Origin of the sequence: Rathayibacter sp. Leaf248, assembly GCF_920939495.1 — a bacterium.
Classification (GTDB): Bacteria; Actinomycetota; Actinomycetes; order Actinomycetales; family Microbacteriaceae; genus Rathayibacter; species Rathayibacter caricis.
Window position 1 is genome coordinate 132,380 of record NZ_CAKLAV010000001.1, and the last position, 15,982, is coordinate 148,361.

Consider the following 15,982-nt stretch of genomic DNA (forward strand, 5'->3'; position numbering starts at 1 on the left):
GAGGGTCTCTTAAGATTACCTGCATGGCCCACGACGCTCCGACTCCGACGTCCACTCTCCCAGCAGCCGAGGAGGCGGTCCTGGCCGCCGTCCGCGACGACCTGCCGCGCTCGCTCGCGGAGCTCGGGCGCCTCGTGCGCATCCCCTCCGTCTCGTGGGACGGCTTCGACGCCACCCGGGTGGCCGCGAGCGCCGAGGCGATCGCCGAGCTCGTCCGCGAGACCGGGGCCTTCGAGGACGTCTCGATCCGCCGGTCGACGATCGGCGACTCGGGAGTCCTCGGGCAGCCGGCCGTCCTCGCCACCCGTGCCGCGCGCAACGGCGCTCCCACGGTCCTCCTCTACGCGCACCACGACGTCCAGCCGCAGGGCGCCGAGACCTCGTGGGAGACCCCTCCGTTCGAGCCGACCGTGCGCGGCGACCGCCTCTACGGCCGGGGCGCGGCCGACGACAAGGCCGGAGTGGTGTCCCACCTCGCCGCCGTCCGCGCGCTGCGCCAGGTGGCGGGTGACGACCACGACCTCGGCCTCGTGCTCTTCATCGAGGGCGAGGAGGAGTTCGGCTCGCGGTCGTTCCCGACCTTCCTCCGCGAGCACCACGACGCCCTGCGCGCCGACGTCATCGTCGTCGCCGACAGCGACAACTGGGACGTGGACACTCCGTCGCTGACCGTGGGCCTGCGTGGAAACGTCACCTTCACGCTCACCGTCCGGACCCTCGACCACGCCTCCCACTCCGGGATGCTCGGCGGAGCGGTCCCGGATGCGATGCTCGCGACGGTGCGCCTGCTCTCCACCCTGTGGAACGAGGACGGCTCGGTCGCCGTCGACGGTCTGCGCGAGCACGACGGCGCCGTCCCCGAGATCAGCGAGGGCGACCTCCGCCGCGACGCCGGCCTGCTCGACGGAGTCTCGCCGATCGGCTCCGGCCCGTTCCTGTCGCGCATCTGGTCCAAGCCCTCGATCACGGTCACGGGGATCGACGCTCCGAGCGTGGTGGACGCCTCCAACACGCTGAGCCCCTCCGTCCGGGTGAAGATCAGCGCGCGCATCGCGCCCGGGCAGGAGGCGCCCGAGGGCTTCGCCGCGCTCGAGCGCCACCTGCGCGGCCATGCTCCGTTCGGCGCCCACCTCGAGATCGACGACGTCGACACGGGGGAGCCCTTCCTCGTCGACACCTCGGGCTGGGCCGTGGGCCTCGTCAAGCAGGCGATGGCGGACGCCTGGGGCCGCGACGCGCTGGAGACGAGCGCGGGAGGCAGCATCCCCTTCATCGCCGACCTCGTCCGGGAGTTCCCGGCCGCCCAGATCCTGGTGACCGGCGTGGAGGACCCCGACTCGCGCGCGCACAGCCCCAACGAGTCCCTCCACCTCGGCGTCTTCAAGCGGGCCGCGCAGACGGAGGCGCTCTTCCTGCTGCGCGCGGCGGCCCACCGCGGCTGACGCGGCCGCACGGATCCGGAATACCCGGCTCCGCGGAGCAGTTGCCACCGTAGAATCGTGTGGCATCACCGACGGCAGCACGCCGTCCCCCCGACGCCACGCCGTCATCACCGCACCGACCCCCTCGAGGAGTGACATGTCCGACACGACATCGACCGTCGACCAGAAGACCGCGCACGGCGTCTCGATGACCCCCGTCGCCGCCGCGAAGGTCAAGAGCCTCCTCGAGCAGGAGGGCCGCGACGACCTGCGCCTGCGCGTCGCCGTCCAGCCCGGTGGCTGCTCGGGTCTCATCTACCAGCTCTACTTCGACGAGCGCACCCTCGACGGCGATGCGGCGGTCGAGTTCGAGGGCGTCGGCCTCGTCGTCGACAAGATGAGCGTCCCGTACCTCGACGGCGCCTCGATCGACTTCGAGGACACCATCCAGAAGCAGGGCTTCACCATCGACAACCCCAACGCGGGCGGCAGCTGCGCCTGCGGCGACAGCTTCCACTGATCGGCGGCGGCGACACGCCGCTCCAGCACCTCCCGGACGGCGTCCGACGGCTCGCAGAAGCGGGCGGTCGGGCGCCGTCCGTCGTTCTTCGCACCCTCGGCCGCGGAGGTCAAGAGCGGACGGCGGTGCACTCCGGTCCCGACGGGGAAGGTAGGCTGGAGCCGGTCTAATACAGTTTCGTGTGAACTGGTCCCCAGTCTTCCGAAAGGTCACCGGTGCGCTTCAATCGCCGTCTCCGCAGATGGGTCGCTGCCCCCGTTGCAGGAGCCCTCGCCCTCGTTCTCGCGGGCTGCACGCAGGAGCAGCTCCAGGGCTGGCTCCCCACCGAACCCGGCACGACGAACCACGTCGACCGGGTCATCGGGCTCTGGGTCACCTCCTGGATCGTCCTCCTCGCCGTCGGCGTCGTCACGTGGGGGCTCACGATCTGGGCCGTCGTCGTGTACCGGCGCCGCAAGGGCCAGACGGGCCTCCCGGTGCAGCTGCGCTACAACATGCCGATCGAGATCTTCTACACGATCGTGCCGCTGATCCTGGTGATCGGCTTCTTCGCCTTCACCGCCCGCGATCAGGCGGCGATCGAGGAGCCCTACGAGAACCCCGACGAGACCATCCAGGTCTACGGCAAGCAGTGGGCGTGGGACTTCAACTACGTCGACGAGGACGTGTACTCCGCCGGCATCCAGGGCCAGTACGAGTCCTCCGACGGCGACGCCAACGGCTCGCTCGTCGAGTCCGAGGTGCCCACCCTCTACCTGCCCGTCGGCGAGAAGATCAAGATCCAGCTCGACGCCCGCGATGTCATCCACTCCTTCTGGGTCGTCGACTTCCTCTACAAGAAGGACATGATCCCGGGCAAGACGAACTACATGTACGTCACGCCGCTCAAGGAGGGCACGTACGCCGGCAAGTGCGCCGAGCTCTGCGGCGAGTACCACTCCGCGATGCTCTTCAACGTCGAGGTCGTCGACCGAGACACGTACGACGACTACATCCAGTCGCTGCGCGACGCGGGCCAGACCGGCCAGCTCGGCGCGGAGTACGACCGCAACAGCAACCTTCCCGGAACCGGTGCGCCGGTCCGCACCGAGAACGAGGAGTAGGGGAGCATGAGCACCGCCACCGCACCCGCCCCGTCGTCCCGCACCTTCGGCACCCCGCCCGTCGAGCGCAAGGCGAACGTCCTCGTTCGCTGGATGACGTCCACCGATCACAAAGTCATCGGGTACATGTACCTGATCACGTCGTTCATCTACTTCTGCATAGCAGGAGTGATGGCGCTGGTGATCCGTGCCCAGCTCTTCCAGCCGGGCCTGGCCGTCGTCGAGACGCGCGAGCAGTACAACCAGCTGTTCACCATGCACGGCACGATCATGCTGCTGATGTTCGCGACGCCGCTGTTCGCCGGCTTCGCCAACGTCCTGATGCCGCTGCAGATCGGTGCCCCCGACGTCGCCTTCCCGCGACTGAACGCCTTCGCCTACTGGCTCTACAGCTTCGGCTCGCTCATCGCGGTCGCCGGCTTCGTCACCCCGCAGGGCGCCGCCTCGTTCGGATGGTTCGCCTACGCGCCGTTGTCGAGCACGACGTTCTCGCCAGGGTTGGGCGGCAATCTCTGGGTCTTCGGCCTGGGCCTGTCCGGCTTCGGCACGATCCTCGGCGCGGTGAACTTCATCACCACGATCATCACGATGCGCGCTCCGGGCATGACCATGTTCCGCATGCCGATCTTCACCTGGAACATCCTCGTGACGTCGATCCTCGTGCTGCTGGCCTTCCCGGTCCTCGCCGCGGCGATGTTCGCCCTCGGTGCCGACCGCGTCTTCGACGCCCACATCTACGACGCGGCCAACGGCGGCGTCCTGCTCTGGCAGCACCTGTTCTGGTTCTTCGGCCACCCCGAGGTGTACATCATCGCGCTGCCGTTCTTCGGCATCGTGTCCGAGGTCTTCCCGGTCTTCAGCCGCAAGCCGATCTTCGGCTACAAGACGCTGATCTACGCGACGATCGCCATCGCGGCGCTGTCCGTGACGGTCTGGGCGCACCACATGTACGTCACCGGGTCGGTGCTCCTGCCGTTCTTCTCGCTGATGACGATGCTCATCGCGGTCCCGACCGGCGTGAAGATCTTCAACTGGATCGGCACCATGTGGCGCGGATCGGTCACGTTCGAGACCCCGATGATCTGGGCGATCGGCTTCCTGATCACCTTCACCTTCGGTGGCCTCACCGGCGTCATCCTGGCGTCCCCGCCGCTCGACTTCCACGTGTCCGACTCGTACTTCGTGGTCGCCCACTTCCACTACGTCGTGTTCGGCACCGTCGTGTTCGCGATGTTCTCGGGCTTCTACTTCTGGTGGCCCAAGTGGACCGGCAAGATGCTGAACGAGACCCTGGGCAAGTGGCACTTCTGGCTGCTGTTCATCGGCTTCCACACCACGTTCCTCATCCAGCACTGGCTCGGCGTCGTGGGCATGCCCCGCCGCTACGCGAGCTACCTCCCCGAGGACGGCTTCACCTGGATGAACCAGCTGTCGACGATCGGAGCGATGATCCTCGCGGTCTCGCTGATCCCGTTCTTCCTCAACGTGTACATCACGGCCCGCAAGGCGCCGAAGGTCACCGTGAACGACCCGTGGGGCTTCTCGCGCTCGCTCGAGTGGGCGACCTCCTGCCCGCCGCCCCGCCACAACTTCACGTCCATCCCGCGCATCCGCAGCGAGGCTCCGGCCTTCGACCTGAACCACCCCGAGGCCGGCATCCCCGTCGGAATCGGTCCGGCGAAGGACGCTCCGGACGCCCCCACGTACGACAAGTCCGAAGGCACGGTGAAGTAGGGCCATGCGCGCCAACGTCAATCTGTTCTGGCTCCTGTCCGGCTTCTTCCTCCTCGCGGCCGTCGCGTACACCGTCTGGTCGCTCATCGACACCGAGCAGGTGGAGTGGGTCGGGACCGTCGGCATCACCCTCTCAGCTGTGCTGGGCGCGTTCATCGCGTTCTACGTCGGTCGCGTGCACAAGGCGCAGGGTGCCGAACTGCCCGAGGACCGCCTCGACGCCGACATCGACGACGGGGACCCGGAGCTCGGCTTCTTCAGCCCCTGGAGCTGGTGGCCGCTGATCCTCGGCGGTGCCGCGGCTCTGGCGTTCCTCGGCCTCGCCGTCGGCATCTGGATCACCTACATCGCGGCCGGCATCTTCCTGATCGCGATCACGGGCTGGGTCTACGAGTACTACCGCGGATACTTCGCCCGCTAGGCGGAGGGCATCGGCTGAGGGCCGGGTGCACGGGAGCGACAGCTCCCGGCACCTGGCCCTTTCGCTGTGCCCGGCAGGGCCCGCTGCCCGGCAGGGCCCGCTGCGCGGTCGAGCGGCGACGGAGGTGCACGGGATGCTCGGCGACACGTTCCGCGTCATGTCAGCGAGCAGTTCGCCGTCGACGGAGGAACGGTCAGGGTCCGACCGTGTGGTCGCCGCGGCGCCGTGGGCCCTCAACTGTGGGGCCGTGAGTGAGCCCGACGGCCGCCTCCACGGCTTCCTGGACCTGTCAGCGCCACCTGGGGCTCGGAAGGCAGGAACGCGGACGGCGGTGGCCACGACGGTGAGCGGTGGCACGGCGGAGACGTGGACGAGCGGTCACCGGGTGAGCGCCCTCGCGCGCGCCCTGTCGACGTCGGATCCTCATTCCGCGCCCCGGATCGACGAGAGCCGACGGCCAGAGCTCGTTCGACACCGCCCGGAGCATCGAGCGCGCCACACCGTGTCGGCCGCGTGGGAATCATGTTCGGCGGAGGCAAATGGACCCTTCAGAAGGGTTGGTGGGCCGTCCCTCCGGCTTTCATCCACTCGCGAGCAAGGACGCTGACTCCAGGCTTCCCTGGTCGTGAGTGACTCGCCGGCCGCCGGTGCGGATGCCCCCTGGGCATCGACCACCCTCATGGTGCCGCGTGACGCCGCCGTAGCCGGAATCTACTGATGGTCGGCCGCGCGACGGCCTGGAACCCGCTGCTGCGCGAGGGCCTCGTCGACGAGCTGATCGTGCTCGTCCGGAGCCGGACTCGCCTGAGACGGCTCCTCCGTCCGCTCCGGGCCGCCCAGTCCGGGCTGCGGCTCGTCGACGCCAGGCCGCTCTCCGGCTCCCGGCTCGTGCGCCTCCGCTCACGGCGTCGGCGCCGGTGGATCGCAGCATCGACAACCACCACCTGGCGCCCTCACCGGGCCGTCATACGACCGGCCGAGTACCACCGCCACGGCGACTCCGTCCCGACGATCACCTGCCCGGCCCTGAGAGCCGATCCGACTGCAGTGATGACGACGAACCACAGGCGCAGGTGTCATCGCGACTCGCGGCGGACGGCAACGGGGGAGAAGCGCGGAGTTCGCCCGGGAACGACGAAGGGCCCGGACGACGGATCGTCCGGGCCCTTCGGGGGAGGGAGGTCAGTGCTCGCTGTGCGAGCTCTCGAGCTCCTTCTGGGTGACGGGGGTGATGCGGTCCTCGAAGAACCAGCGGGAGAGACCGGCACGCACGCGCTGCGGGGCGGTGATGCGTCCACGCGAGTTCGGGCGGATCATCAGCGGCTCGTACTCGTCCTGGCTGACCAGCTTCCAGCGCTCGTACTCGTCGAGCTGCTGGTGCACCTCGATGAACTCGCCGCCGGGGAGGCGGACGATGCGGCCGGACTCGAAGCCGTGCAGGGCGATCTCGCGGTCCTTCTTCTGCAGGGCGAGGCAGATGCGCTTCGTGATGAAGTACGCGACGAAGGGGCCGACGATCAGGCAGAACTGCAGGGCGTGAATGACGCCTTCCATCGTGAGGTGGAAGTGCGTGGCGATGATGTCGGAGGACGCAGCAGCCCAGAGGACCGCGTAGAACGTGACTCCGGCGGCACCGATCGCCGTGCGGGTCGCGGCGTTGCGCGGGCGGTCGAGCAGGTGGTGCTCGCGCTTGTCACCCGTGATCCACGCCTCGAGGAACGGGTAGAGCATGACCGCGACGATGAACAGACCCAGGCCGACGAGCGGGATGAGGATGTTGAACGACAGCGTGCCGAGGCCCGGGATGGCCCACTCGAGTCCCGGCGGGACGAGGCGCAGCGCACCGTCCGCGAAGCCGATGTACCAGTCGGGCTGGGTGCCGGCGGACACGGGCGAGGGGTCGTAGGGGCCGTAGTTCCAGATCGGGTTGATCGTGAACAGCGACGCGATGAGGACGACGACACCGAAGACGATGAAGAAGAATCCACCGGCCTTCGCGGCGTAGACCGGGAGCACCGGGTAGCCGACGACGTTCTGCTCGGTCTTGCCCGCACCGGGGAACTGGGTGTGCTTGTGGACGACCACGAACACGAGGTGCAGGGCGATGAACGCGAGCACCAGGGCCGGCAGCAGCAGGATGTGCAGGGTGTACAGGCGGCCGACGATGTCGGTGCCCGGGAACTCGCCGCCGAAGAGCAGGAACGAGATCCAGGTGCCGACGACCGGGATGCCCTTGACCATCCCGTCGATGATGCGGAGGCCGTTGCCCGACAGCAGGTCGTCGGGGAGGGAGTAGCCGGTGAAGCCCTCGGCCATCGCGAGGATGAAGAGGACGAAGCCGATGACCCAGTTGAGCTCGCGCGGCTTGCGGAACGCGCCGGTGAAGAAGATGCGCAGCATGTGGAGGCCGATCGAGGCCACGAACAGCAGCGCCGCCCAGTGGTGGATCTGGCGCATCAGCAGGCCGCCGCGGATGTCGAAGGAGATGTCGAGCGACGAGGCCATCGCCGCGGACATCTCGATGCCCTTCATCGGCAGGTAGCTGCCCTCGTAGTGTGTCTCGACCATGGACGCCTGGAAGAAGAACGTGAGGAAGGTGCCCGACAGCAGGATGATGACGAAGCTGTAGAGCGCGACCTCGCCGAGGAGGAAGGACCAGTGGTCGGGGAAGATCTTGCGGCCGAACTCCTTGACGACGGCCGAGATGCTCGTCCGCTCGTCGATGTAGTTCGACGCTGCTCCGACATAGCCCTTCTGCAGCTTGCCGCTGCCGAGGATGCCGCCGTCGTCGTTGCCCTGGGGCGACGACGAGGGTCGTGACGGTGTGGTGGTGGACATGTGAGTCATCGCTCCCAGAAGGACGGTCCGACGGGCTCCGTGAAGTCGCTCTGCGCGACCAGATAGCCCTCGTCGTCGACGGTGATGGGCAGCTGCGGAAGCGGGCGCTTCGCCGGGCCGAAGATGACGGCAGCCTCGTGCTTGATGTCGAACTGCGACTGGTGGCACGGGCACAGCAGGTGGTGGGTCTGCTGCTCGTACAGCGCCACAGGGCAGCCGACGTGCGTGCAGATCTTCGAATAGGCGACGATTCCGTCGTAGTTCCAGGTCTCTCGACCCTCGCTGACGACGAGGTCCTCGGGCTTCAGGCGCATCAGGAGGACGGAGGCCTTGGCCTTCTCCTCGAGCTTGCCTTCGACCTGCTCGAGGCCTTCGGGGATGACGTGGAAGGCGGAGCCCAGGGTGACGTCCGATGCGAGGATCGGGGCACCGGAGGGGTCCAGCGTGAGCCGGGTGCCCTCCTTCCACATGGTGGTCTTGAGGAGGGCGACGGGGTTCTGGTCCTGCGGGCCGAGGCCGCGGAACAGGATGACCGCCGGCAGCGGGAAGACGACCAGCGAGGCGATCAGGCTGTTCCGGATGACGGAGCGGCGGCCGAAGCCGGACTCCTTGTCGGACTGGTCGAAGATCTCGAGGGCGCGGGCCCGGGTGTCCTCCGACGAGCGGACCGGGTGGCGGATGTCGATGCCCTCGTGGTCGGACATCAGCTGCTTGCCCCAGTGGACGGCGGCGATGCCGATCGCGAGCAGGGCGAGGGACATGCCCAGGCCGATGAACAGCGTGTTCAGGCGGACGGACTCGATCTCCTCCGTGATGGGGAAGGCCATGTACGCGGCGACCGCGAACAGGGATCCCGCGAAGGAGAGGTAGAAGAGCGTGTACACCGTGCGCTCGGCACGCTTCTCGACCTTGGGGTCGAGATCGGTCATCCGGGGGCGGTGCGGCGGGAGTCCCGGGTCCTGGACCCGGCCCCGTGTGACGACCGCGGTGCCGGCCGGAGCCGAACCGTGCCCGGTGGCCGACGAGGTGGCGAGGTCCGTGCCACCCTCATCGTGCTCTGCCATGGTTCTCCTTTTCACGCCTATCGGCTCCGGTCGGAGCCGTGGGGGTTGTCACGCCCGTCAGGGCGCGGATGTTCACTAGTTCGATCGGGCGGTGATCCACACCGTGAGCGCGACGATGGCGCCGAGGCCGAAGATCCAGAGGAAGAGGCCCTCCGCGACCGGCCCGAGGGAGCCGAGCGCGAATCCGCCCGGGGACGGGTTGGCCTCGATGTACTTGAGGTACGAGATGATGTCCCGCTTGTCCTCGGGCGAGATGTTCAGATCGTTGAAGACCGGCATGTTCTGCGGGCCGGTGACCATCGCCTCGTAGATGTGCGCCTCGGTGACGCCGCCCAGCGGGGGAGCGAACTTGCCCTCGGTCAGCGCGCCGCCGGCTCCGGCGACGTTGTGGCACATCGCGCAGTTGATGCGGAAGAGCTCGGCGCCGTTGGCGGTGTCGCCCTGGCCGTCGAGGACCTCGCCGGTGGGGATGGCCGGGCCGGGCGCCAGGGACGCGACGTATGCAGCCAGCTCGGCGACCTGCTCGTCGGTGAACTGGACGGGCTTCTCGAGCGCCTGCGGGCCGTGCATCTGCATCGGCATGCGGCCGGTGCCGACCTGGAAGTCGACCGAGGCGGCGCCCACGCCGATGAGCGACGGCGCGTTGTCGGTGCCCGCGGCGGCGAGGCCGTGGCAGGTCGCGCAGTTCGCGGCGAAGAGCTTCGAGCCCTCGTCGATCGTCTGCTGGCTGTTGGCGGACGTCTCGGCGGAGGCCGACGTGGCGACGCCGACGGCTGCGTAGGTGCCTCCGGTGAGTCCGAGGCCGATGGCGATCAGGGCCAGCGTGGCCAGGGGGTGTCGGCGACCCTTCTTGGCGCGGCTCTTCGTCTTCGGGGAGGCCATCGAGGCAACCTTCCTGCGGGGATCGGGGGTGGAGGAGTTCATCGGGGCGGCACCCATCACTTGAGGAAGTAGATGACCACGAAGAGGCCGACCCAGACGACGTCGACGAAGTGCCAGTAGTACGAGACGACGATGGCGCTCGTCGCCTCCTTGTGACCGAAGTTCTTGACCGCGAACGCGCGGCCGATGACGAGGAGGAAGGCGATGAGCCCGCCGGTGACGTGCAGGGCGTGGAAGCCGGTCGTGATGTAGAACGCGGAGCCGTAGGCGTTGCTCGACAGGCTCACACCCTCGGAGACGAGGGTCGCGTACTCGAAGACCTGGCCGCAGACGAAGATCGCGCCGAGCGCGTAGGTGAGGAAGAACCACTCGACCATGCCCCACTTGAACGGGCTGAGCCCGGTGGAGCGCGCCTGGAGCCGCTCGGCCGCGAACACGCCGAACTGGCACGTGAACGACGAGGCGACGAGGATCACCGTGTTGACGCTCGCGAACGGCACGTTGAGGATGCTCGTCTCGGCCTCCCACAGCTCCGGGGAGGTGCTGCGGAGGGTGAAGTAGATCGCGAACAGGCCCGCGAAGAACATGACCTCGCTGCCCAGCCAGACGATCGTTCCGACCGCGACCGGGTTGGGTCGGTTCACTACGGGCGCGGTGGCCGTGGGGGTAAGAGTGCTGCTCGTCACACAGACCATTATGGACGATGCCCGGAGGGGTGATTCGCACTTCCCGTATGCCGTTCGTACCCGGATAATCTGAGTGCCATGTCGGAAACCCTGTCCTGGCCGCGGATTCTCAGCGCTCTCCTCGAATCCTCCGATCTCAGCGTCTCGGAGGCGACCTGGGCGATGGAGCAGGTGATGCGGGGCGAGGCCACTCCGGCGCAGCTGGCGGGGCTCCTGGTGGCGCTGAGGGCGAAGGGCGAGACGGTCGACGAGATCGTCGGCTTCCGCGACGCGATCCTCGAGCACGCGGTCCCGCTGGACGTGGATCCGATGGCGCTGGACATCGTCGGGACGGGCGGCGACCGCTTCGGCACCGTCAACATCTCCTCGACCGCGTCGATCATCGCGGCGGCCGCCGGCACTCCGGTGATCAAGCACGGGAACCGGGCGGCCTCGTCGTCCTCCGGCTCCTCCGACGTGCTCGGCGCCCTCGGCGTCGACCTGAGCCTGTCGGCCGAGCGCGTGGCCGAGGCGTTCCGGCGCACCGGCATCGCGTTCGTCTTCGCGGCGATGTTCCACCCCGGCTTCCGGCACGCGGGTCCGGTGCGGGCCGAGCTCGGGATCCCGACGGTCTTCAACTTCCTCGGGCCGCTGTGCAATCCGGCGCGCCCCGAGGCGTCGGCCGTCGGCGTGGCGCACCTCGACCGCGTGCCGCTGTTCGTCGGCGTGTTCCAGACCCGCGGGGCGACCGCGCTGGTGTTCCGCGGCGACGACGGGCTCGACGAGCTGACGACCACGGGGCACAGCCACATCTGGGAGGTGTCGCGCGGGCTCGTCGTCGAGCACGACCTCGATCCCCGCGATCTGGGCCTGCGCCGCGCGAGCATCGACCAGCTCCGCGGGAAGGACGCCGCGTACAACGCCCAGGTGGTCCGGTCGGTGCTCGCGGGCGACGGCGGGCCCGTGCGCGACATCGTGCTGCTGAACGCGGCGGCCGGTCTCATCGCGTTCGATCTCGCGCGCGACCCGTCCCTCATCCAGACCGCGATCCTCGACCGCTTCCGGAGCGCCATGGGGCGGGCGGCCGATGCGGTCGACTCCGGTGCCGCCACGGCCAAGCTCGACGCCTGGGTCGCGGAGACGCGACGGCAGGACTGACGCTGCGCCGGGACCGACGCGAGGGCGCGGACCGGCCCTGCCCGGACACGGCGCCAGGGCGTAACGTGGGAGCGCTGTCCGCGACGGAGCGGACCGCGATCCACCCCGAGCCGGATCGCCCCGGTCCGCGAGTGGTGGTCGGACCCTGGAGGAGACCTCGATGAAGAAGCTCATCAACGACCCCAAGAACGTCGTCGCCGAGTCCGTGGCCGGTTTCGGCCTCGCCCACGCCGATCTCGTCCGGGTCCAGGCGGACCCGCTGTTGGTCGTGCGCGTCGGCGCGCCGCGAGCGGGGAAGGTCGGCATCGTCAGCGGCGGGGGCAGCGGCCACGAGCCGCTGCACGCCGGATTCGTCGGGCACGGGATGCTCGACGCCGCGGTGCCCGGCGCCGTCTTCACCTCGCCCACTCCCGATCCGATCGTCGCGGCGACGCAGGCGGTCGACGGCGGTGCGGGCGTGCTGCACCTCGTGAAGAACTACACCGGCGACGTGCTGAACTTCGAGACCGCCGCCGATCTCGCGGCGGCGGAGGGCGTCGAGGTCCGCTCGGTCGTCATCGACGACGACGTGGCGGTCAAGGACTCGCTCTACACGGCCGGGCGCCGCGGGGTGGCGGGCACCGTCCTCGTCGAGAAGATCGCCGGCGCGGCAGCCGAGCGCGGCGACTCCCTCGACGAGGTCGCAGCGATCGCCGAGGCCGTGAACGCGAACGTGCGGTCGATGGGAGTCGCTCTCTCGCCGTGCATCGTGCCGCATGCGGGAGAGCCGAGCTTCGAGCTCGGCGAGGACGAGATCGAGATCGGGATCGGCATCCACGGCGAGCCGGGCCGCGAGAAGATCGCGCTCGAGCCGGCGGACCGGATCGTGGACCGCATCCTCGGCCCGATCCTCGAGGACCTGCCCTTCTCCTCCGGTGACAGCGTGCTGCTGTTCGTGAACGGCATGGGCGGCACGCCGCAGATCGAGCTCTACATCGCGTACCGCCGGGCCGCGGAGGTGCTCGCGGAGAAGGGCATCGAGGTGACGCGCAGCCTCGTCGGCAACTACGTCACCTCGCTCGAGATGCAGGGGTTCTCGCTGAGCGTGCTGAAGCTGGATGCGGCGATGACCGAGCTCTGGGACGCCCCTGTCGAGACGGCCGCGCTGCGCTGGGGACGCTGATCGACGAGGACGGCGCTCGGGCCGCACACGACACGACGGCCGCGGGAGCGGTCGCAGGAGAGGGAACGATGCAGGACGGACGGACGGCGCTGGACGCCGAGTGGGCACTCGCGTGGGTGCGCGCGGCGGCGGAGTCGATCGCGCAGCACCGCGTGGAGCTGATCACGCTCGACCGGGCGATCGGCGACGGCGATCACGGCGAGAACATGGACCGCGGATTCCAGGCGGTGGTCGCGAAGCTGGACGCCGTCGGCGGCGGGGCGACCCCCGCCGAGGTGCTCAAGCTGGTCGCGACGACGCTGATCTCGACGGTGGGCGGCGCCTCCGGTCCGCTCTTCGGCACGGCGTTCCTCAAGGCCTCGGGAGCGGTCGCCGGTCTCGAGCAGCTGGACGGGCCTGCGCTGGTGGCGCTGCTGACCGCCGCGCGCGACGGGATCGTGCTCCGGGGGAAGGCGGAGGCTGGGGACAAGACGATGGTCGACGCGTGGATCCCGGCCGTGGAGGCCGCGGAGGCCGCCGTCTCGGCGGGTGCCGCGCCGGGCGCGGTGCTGAGCGCGGCGGCGGACGCGGCGCAGGCCGGAGCGGAGTCGACCGATCCGCTCGTCGCCCGCAAGGGCAGGGCCAGCTACCTGGGGGAGCGGGCCATCGGGCACCGCGACCCGGGGAGCGTGTCGACCGTGCTGCTGCTGCGCGCGGCGGCCGAGGCGGCGGCATGAGCGTCGGGCTCGTCCTCGTCTCGCACAGCGCACGCCTCGCGGAGGGACTGGCGGAGCTCGCAGCGCAGATGGCGCCCTCCGTCGCGCTCATCGCCGCGGGTGGCACGGACGACGGCGGGATCGGCACCAGCTTCGACCGGATCACGGCGGCTCTCGCCGAGGCGGACTCGGGCGAGGGCGCCGTGGTCCTCTGCGACCTCGGATCCGCGATCATGACGGCCGAGACGGCGCTGGAGTTCCTGGACGACGACGCGAGGGACCGCGCGCGCCTGGTCGACGCTCCGCTCGTCGAGGGCGCGGTGGCGGCGGCGGTGGCGGCCGAGACGGGGGCTTCGCTCGACGACGTCGTGCTGGCCGCGGAGTCGGCTCGGGGAGGCGCGGGGTCCGCCCCCCAGGAGCAGCTCGCGGCGGCGCAGGTCCGGCGCAGCGTCGTGCTGATCAACCCGAACGGGCTGCACGCGCGGCCGGCCGCCGAGTTCGTCACGCTGGCGAGCGCGTTCGATGCGCGGATCGACGCGAACGGCAAGGACGCGACCAGCCTGCTCGGTGTGATGTCGCTGGGCTTGAACCGGGGGGACGAGGTCGTGATCTCGGCGACGGGCTCCCAGGCCGACGAGGCCGTGCGACGACTCGGCGACCTCGTCGAGTCGGGCTTCGGCGAGGTCTGACGCACCGGCGCTCCGTCAGGTCGCGGCTCCTAGGCTGTGGCCATGGCCCTGCGCGGAACCCGACCCCCGATCGTCCTCCTCCGCCGCCTCACGGCGGTGCCGCGGGCGGTCCGCCGCGCGGACGCCCGCGCAGCGCGGCGGTTGAACGCTCGACGCGCCTCCCCGGCTCTCGACGGCGCGCTCGTCGGACTCTCCCGTGCGGCTGATCACGGCGTGCTGTGGTTCGCTCTCGGTGCGGTGCTGCTGGCCGCCGGGCGCCCGCGGGAGGCGGCGCGCGGCGTGCTCTCGCTGAGCGCGGCGAGTGCGGCGGCGAACCTGATCGGCAAGCGCCTCTTCGGCGGCGACCGCCCGCTGGTCGTCGATGTACCCGTGGGGCGCAGGCTCGCCCGCGTGCCCACGTCCCCGTCGTTCCCCTCCGGCCATGCGGCGAGCGCCGCCGCCTTCGCCGCGGGCGTGGCTCTCGAGAACCCGAAGGTCGGCGCGGCGGTCGCTCCGCTGGCCGCCGCGGTGGCCTTCTCGCGACTGCACGTGGGCGTGCACTGGCTGTCGGACGTGCTGGGCGGTGCCGCGCTCGGCGCGGTGGTCGCGACGCTGGGGCGAGTGCTGGTGCCGGCCACTCCGCGGCACGTCCCGGTCTCGGAGCGCGCGACGCTGCCGCCGGTCGACACCCGCCCCCTCGGCGACGGCGCGTCACTGCTCGTGGTGCTGAACCCGGGTGCGGGTCGCGACTCCCACCGGCCCGATCCGGAGCCGATGATCCTCGAGCGCTTCCCGAAGGCCCGGGTCCACCGCCTGGAGGACGGGGAGGAGCTCGCCGACGTCGTGCGCGCGGCGCGGGCGGGTGATGCGCCCCCGGAGGTCCTCGGCGTCTACGGCGGCGACGGGACGATGTCGGTCGGCGCCGCGCTCGCGAGGGCCGAGGGGATGACGCTGCTGGTGCTGCCCGGCGGCACCATGAACCACTTCGCCAAGGCGCTGGGGCTGCTGACGATCGAGGACGCCCTCGACGCGGCCGCGCACGGCGAGAGACGGGACGTGGACGTGGCGGAGGTCGTCGCGGGCGACTCCGAGCCGGTGACGGTGCTGAACACGGTCTCGGTCGGCGTCTACCCGGAGTTCGTCGCCGCGCGCGAGAAGCACGAGAAGGTGCTCGGCAAGCCCGTCTCGGCGGTGCTCGCCGCTCTGCGGGTGGTGCGCGGCACCGACCCGTTCGAGTTGCGGCGCGAGGGGCGGAGCGAGCTCGTGTGGTCCTACTTCGTCGGCGTCAATCAGGAGCACCCGCGGACGGCGACCCCCCTCGCGCGTCGACGCCTCGACGACGGGCAGCTGGACGTGCGCATCCTGCACTCGGGTCGTCGGCCGCGCACCCGGGGCGCGATCTCGCTCGTGCTCGGCCGCACCGCGACTCCGATCGTCGGGCGGGTGCCCGGCTGGCGAGCTCCCGTCGTGGAGTCGTACTCGACCGACCGGCTGACGATCTCGGTGCGTCGACCGGGCGGGGAGGACCCGGGCTGGGCGCACGACGGCGAGACCGAGGTCTTCGACGGCCGGCGCGACGGCTACGAGGAGGCGTCGGTGCGGATCGTGCGGCTGGCGCTCCGGGTCTACGCGACCGCCGACTGAGACGCGG

14 protein-coding genes are annotated in these 15,982 nt (G+C 70.1%); 10 read left to right on the plus strand and 4 right to left on the minus strand.

The window, feature by feature from the left end; genetic code table 11:
• Positions 1–23 precede the first annotated feature (23 nt).
• From LRG51_RS00660 to LRG51_RS00680, 5 genes are all read left to right on the plus strand, one after another.
• Positions 24–1,442 carry a dipeptidase gene (locus LRG51_RS00660; protein WP_230670408.1) on the plus strand — a complete coding sequence of 473 codons (1,419 nt, stop codon included), beginning with the start codon at positions 24–26 and terminating at the stop codon, positions 1,440–1,442.
• 136 nt (positions 1,443–1,578) lie between these two features.
• Positions 1,579–1,941: an iron-sulfur cluster insertion protein ErpA gene (gene erpA, locus LRG51_RS00665; protein WP_055791660.1), complete on the plus strand. Its 363-nt coding sequence runs from the start codon at positions 1,579–1,581 to the stop codon at positions 1,939–1,941.
• 215 nt (positions 1,942–2,156) lie between these two features.
• On the plus strand, positions 2,157–3,044 hold the full coding sequence (gene ctaC, locus LRG51_RS00670; protein ID WP_055791662.1) for an aa3-type cytochrome oxidase subunit II: 888 nt from the start codon (positions 2,157–2,159) through the stop codon (positions 3,042–3,044).
• Positions 3,045–3,050: 6 nt separating this feature from the next.
• The gene (gene ctaD, locus LRG51_RS00675) at positions 3,051–4,778 is read left to right on the plus strand and encodes an aa3-type cytochrome oxidase subunit I (protein WP_055791665.1); all 1,728 of its coding nucleotides are present in this window, start codon (positions 3,051–3,053) and stop codon (positions 4,776–4,778) included.
• 4 nt (positions 4,779–4,782) lie between these two features.
• Positions 4,783–5,199: a cytochrome c oxidase subunit 4 gene (locus tag LRG51_RS00680; RefSeq protein WP_055791667.1), complete on the plus strand. Its 417-nt coding sequence runs from the start codon at positions 4,783–4,785 to the stop codon at positions 5,197–5,199.
• A gap of 1,182 nt (positions 5,200–6,381) precedes the next feature.
• Here the strand turns inward: LRG51_RS00680 and qcrB are convergent.
• The 4 genes from qcrB to ctaE form a co-directional block, all read right to left on the minus strand.
• Positions 6,382–8,037, minus strand: a complete 1,656-nt coding sequence (qcrB, locus tag LRG51_RS00685) for a cytochrome bc1 complex cytochrome b subunit (RefSeq protein WP_230670410.1) — start codon at positions 8,035–8,037, stop codon at positions 6,382–6,384.
• A gap of 5 nt (positions 8,038–8,042) precedes the next feature.
• The gene (gene qcrA / locus LRG51_RS00690) at positions 8,043–9,101 is read right to left on the minus strand and encodes a cytochrome bc1 complex Rieske iron-sulfur subunit (RefSeq protein WP_055791673.1); all 1,059 of its coding nucleotides are present in this window, start codon (positions 9,099–9,101) and stop codon (positions 8,043–8,045) included.
• 75 nt (positions 9,102–9,176) lie between these two features.
• The gene (gene qcrC, locus LRG51_RS00695; protein WP_230670412.1) at positions 9,177–9,983 is read right to left on the minus strand and encodes a cytochrome bc1 complex diheme cytochrome c subunit; all 807 of its coding nucleotides are present in this window, start codon (positions 9,981–9,983) and stop codon (positions 9,177–9,179) included.
• Positions 9,984–10,039: 56 nt separating this feature from the next.
• Entirely contained in the window at positions 10,040–10,678 is a 639-nt protein-coding gene (gene ctaE, locus LRG51_RS00700) for an aa3-type cytochrome oxidase subunit III (RefSeq protein WP_055791679.1), read from the minus strand.
• Between the two features lie 69 nt (positions 10,679–10,747).
• On the opposite strand from ctaE, the gene trpD reads away from it, so the two are divergent.
• From trpD to LRG51_RS00725, 5 genes are all read left to right on the plus strand, one after another.
• Positions 10,748–11,806 (plus strand): anthranilate phosphoribosyltransferase, encoded by a 1,059-nt coding sequence (gene trpD, locus LRG51_RS00705; protein ID WP_055791681.1) that lies wholly within the window; start codon positions 10,748–10,750, stop codon positions 11,804–11,806.
• Positions 11,807–11,966: 160 nt separating this feature from the next.
• Positions 11,967–12,968 carry a dihydroxyacetone kinase subunit DhaK gene (dhaK, locus tag LRG51_RS00710; protein ID WP_230670413.1) on the plus strand — a complete coding sequence of 334 codons (1,002 nt, stop codon included), beginning with the start codon at positions 11,967–11,969 and terminating at the stop codon, positions 12,966–12,968.
• A 68-nt stretch (positions 12,969–13,036) separates the two neighbouring features.
• Positions 13,037–13,684 (plus strand): dihydroxyacetone kinase subunit DhaL, encoded by a 648-nt coding sequence (dhaL, locus tag LRG51_RS00715; RefSeq protein ID WP_230670415.1) that lies wholly within the window; start codon positions 13,037–13,039, stop codon positions 13,682–13,684.
• Positions 13,681–14,352 carry a dihydroxyacetone kinase phosphoryl donor subunit DhaM gene (gene dhaM / locus LRG51_RS00720; protein WP_055791690.1) on the plus strand — a complete coding sequence of 224 codons (672 nt, stop codon included), beginning with the start codon at positions 13,681–13,683 and terminating at the stop codon, positions 14,350–14,352. Before dhaL ends, dhaM begins: the two co-directional genes overlap by 4 nt.
• 42 nt (positions 14,353–14,394) lie before the next feature.
• Complete coding sequence (locus LRG51_RS00725; protein ID WP_082481391.1) at positions 14,395–15,975, plus strand: bifunctional phosphatase PAP2/diacylglycerol kinase family protein; 1,581 nt, start codon at positions 14,395–14,397, stop codon at positions 15,973–15,975.
• Positions 15,976–15,982: the final 7 nt, after the last annotated feature.

Coding starts and splice junctions, on each gene's coding strand:
- LRG51_RS00660 (WP_230670408.1), top strand. CDS start 24: ATGGCCCACGACGCTCCGACTCCGACGTCCACTCTCCCAGCAGCCGAG.
- erpA (WP_055791660.1), top strand. CDS start 1,579: ATGTCCGACACGACATCGACCGTCGACCAGAAGACCGCGCACGGCGTC.
- ctaD (WP_055791665.1), top strand. CDS start 3,051: ATGAGCACCGCCACCGCACCCGCCCCGTCGTCCCGCACCTTCGGCACC.
- LRG51_RS00680 (WP_055791667.1), top strand. CDS start 4,783: ATGCGCGCCAACGTCAATCTGTTCTGGCTCCTGTCCGGCTTCTTCCTC.
- qcrB (WP_230670410.1), bottom strand. CDS start 8,037: ATGTCCACCACCACACCGTCACGACCCTCGTCGTCGCCCCAGGGCAAC.
- qcrA (WP_055791673.1), bottom strand. CDS start 9,101: ATGGCAGAGCACGATGAGGGTGGCACGGACCTCGCCACCTCGTCGGCC.
- qcrC (WP_230670412.1), bottom strand. CDS start 9,983: ATGGCCTCCCCGAAGACGAAGAGCCGCGCCAAGAAGGGTCGCCGACAC.
- ctaE (WP_055791679.1), bottom strand. CDS start 10,678: ATGGTCTGTGTGACGAGCAGCACTCTTACCCCCACGGCCACCGCGCCC.
- trpD (WP_055791681.1), top strand. CDS start 10,748: ATGTCGGAAACCCTGTCCTGGCCGCGGATTCTCAGCGCTCTCCTCGAA.
- dhaK (WP_230670413.1), top strand. CDS start 11,967: ATGAAGAAGCTCATCAACGACCCCAAGAACGTCGTCGCCGAGTCCGTG.
- dhaL (WP_230670415.1), top strand. CDS start 13,037: ATGCAGGACGGACGGACGGCGCTGGACGCCGAGTGGGCACTCGCGTGG.
- dhaM (WP_055791690.1), top strand. CDS start 13,681: ATGAGCGTCGGGCTCGTCCTCGTCTCGCACAGCGCACGCCTCGCGGAG.
- LRG51_RS00725 (WP_082481391.1), top strand. CDS start 14,395: ATGGCCCTGCGCGGAACCCGACCCCCGATCGTCCTCCTCCGCCGCCTC.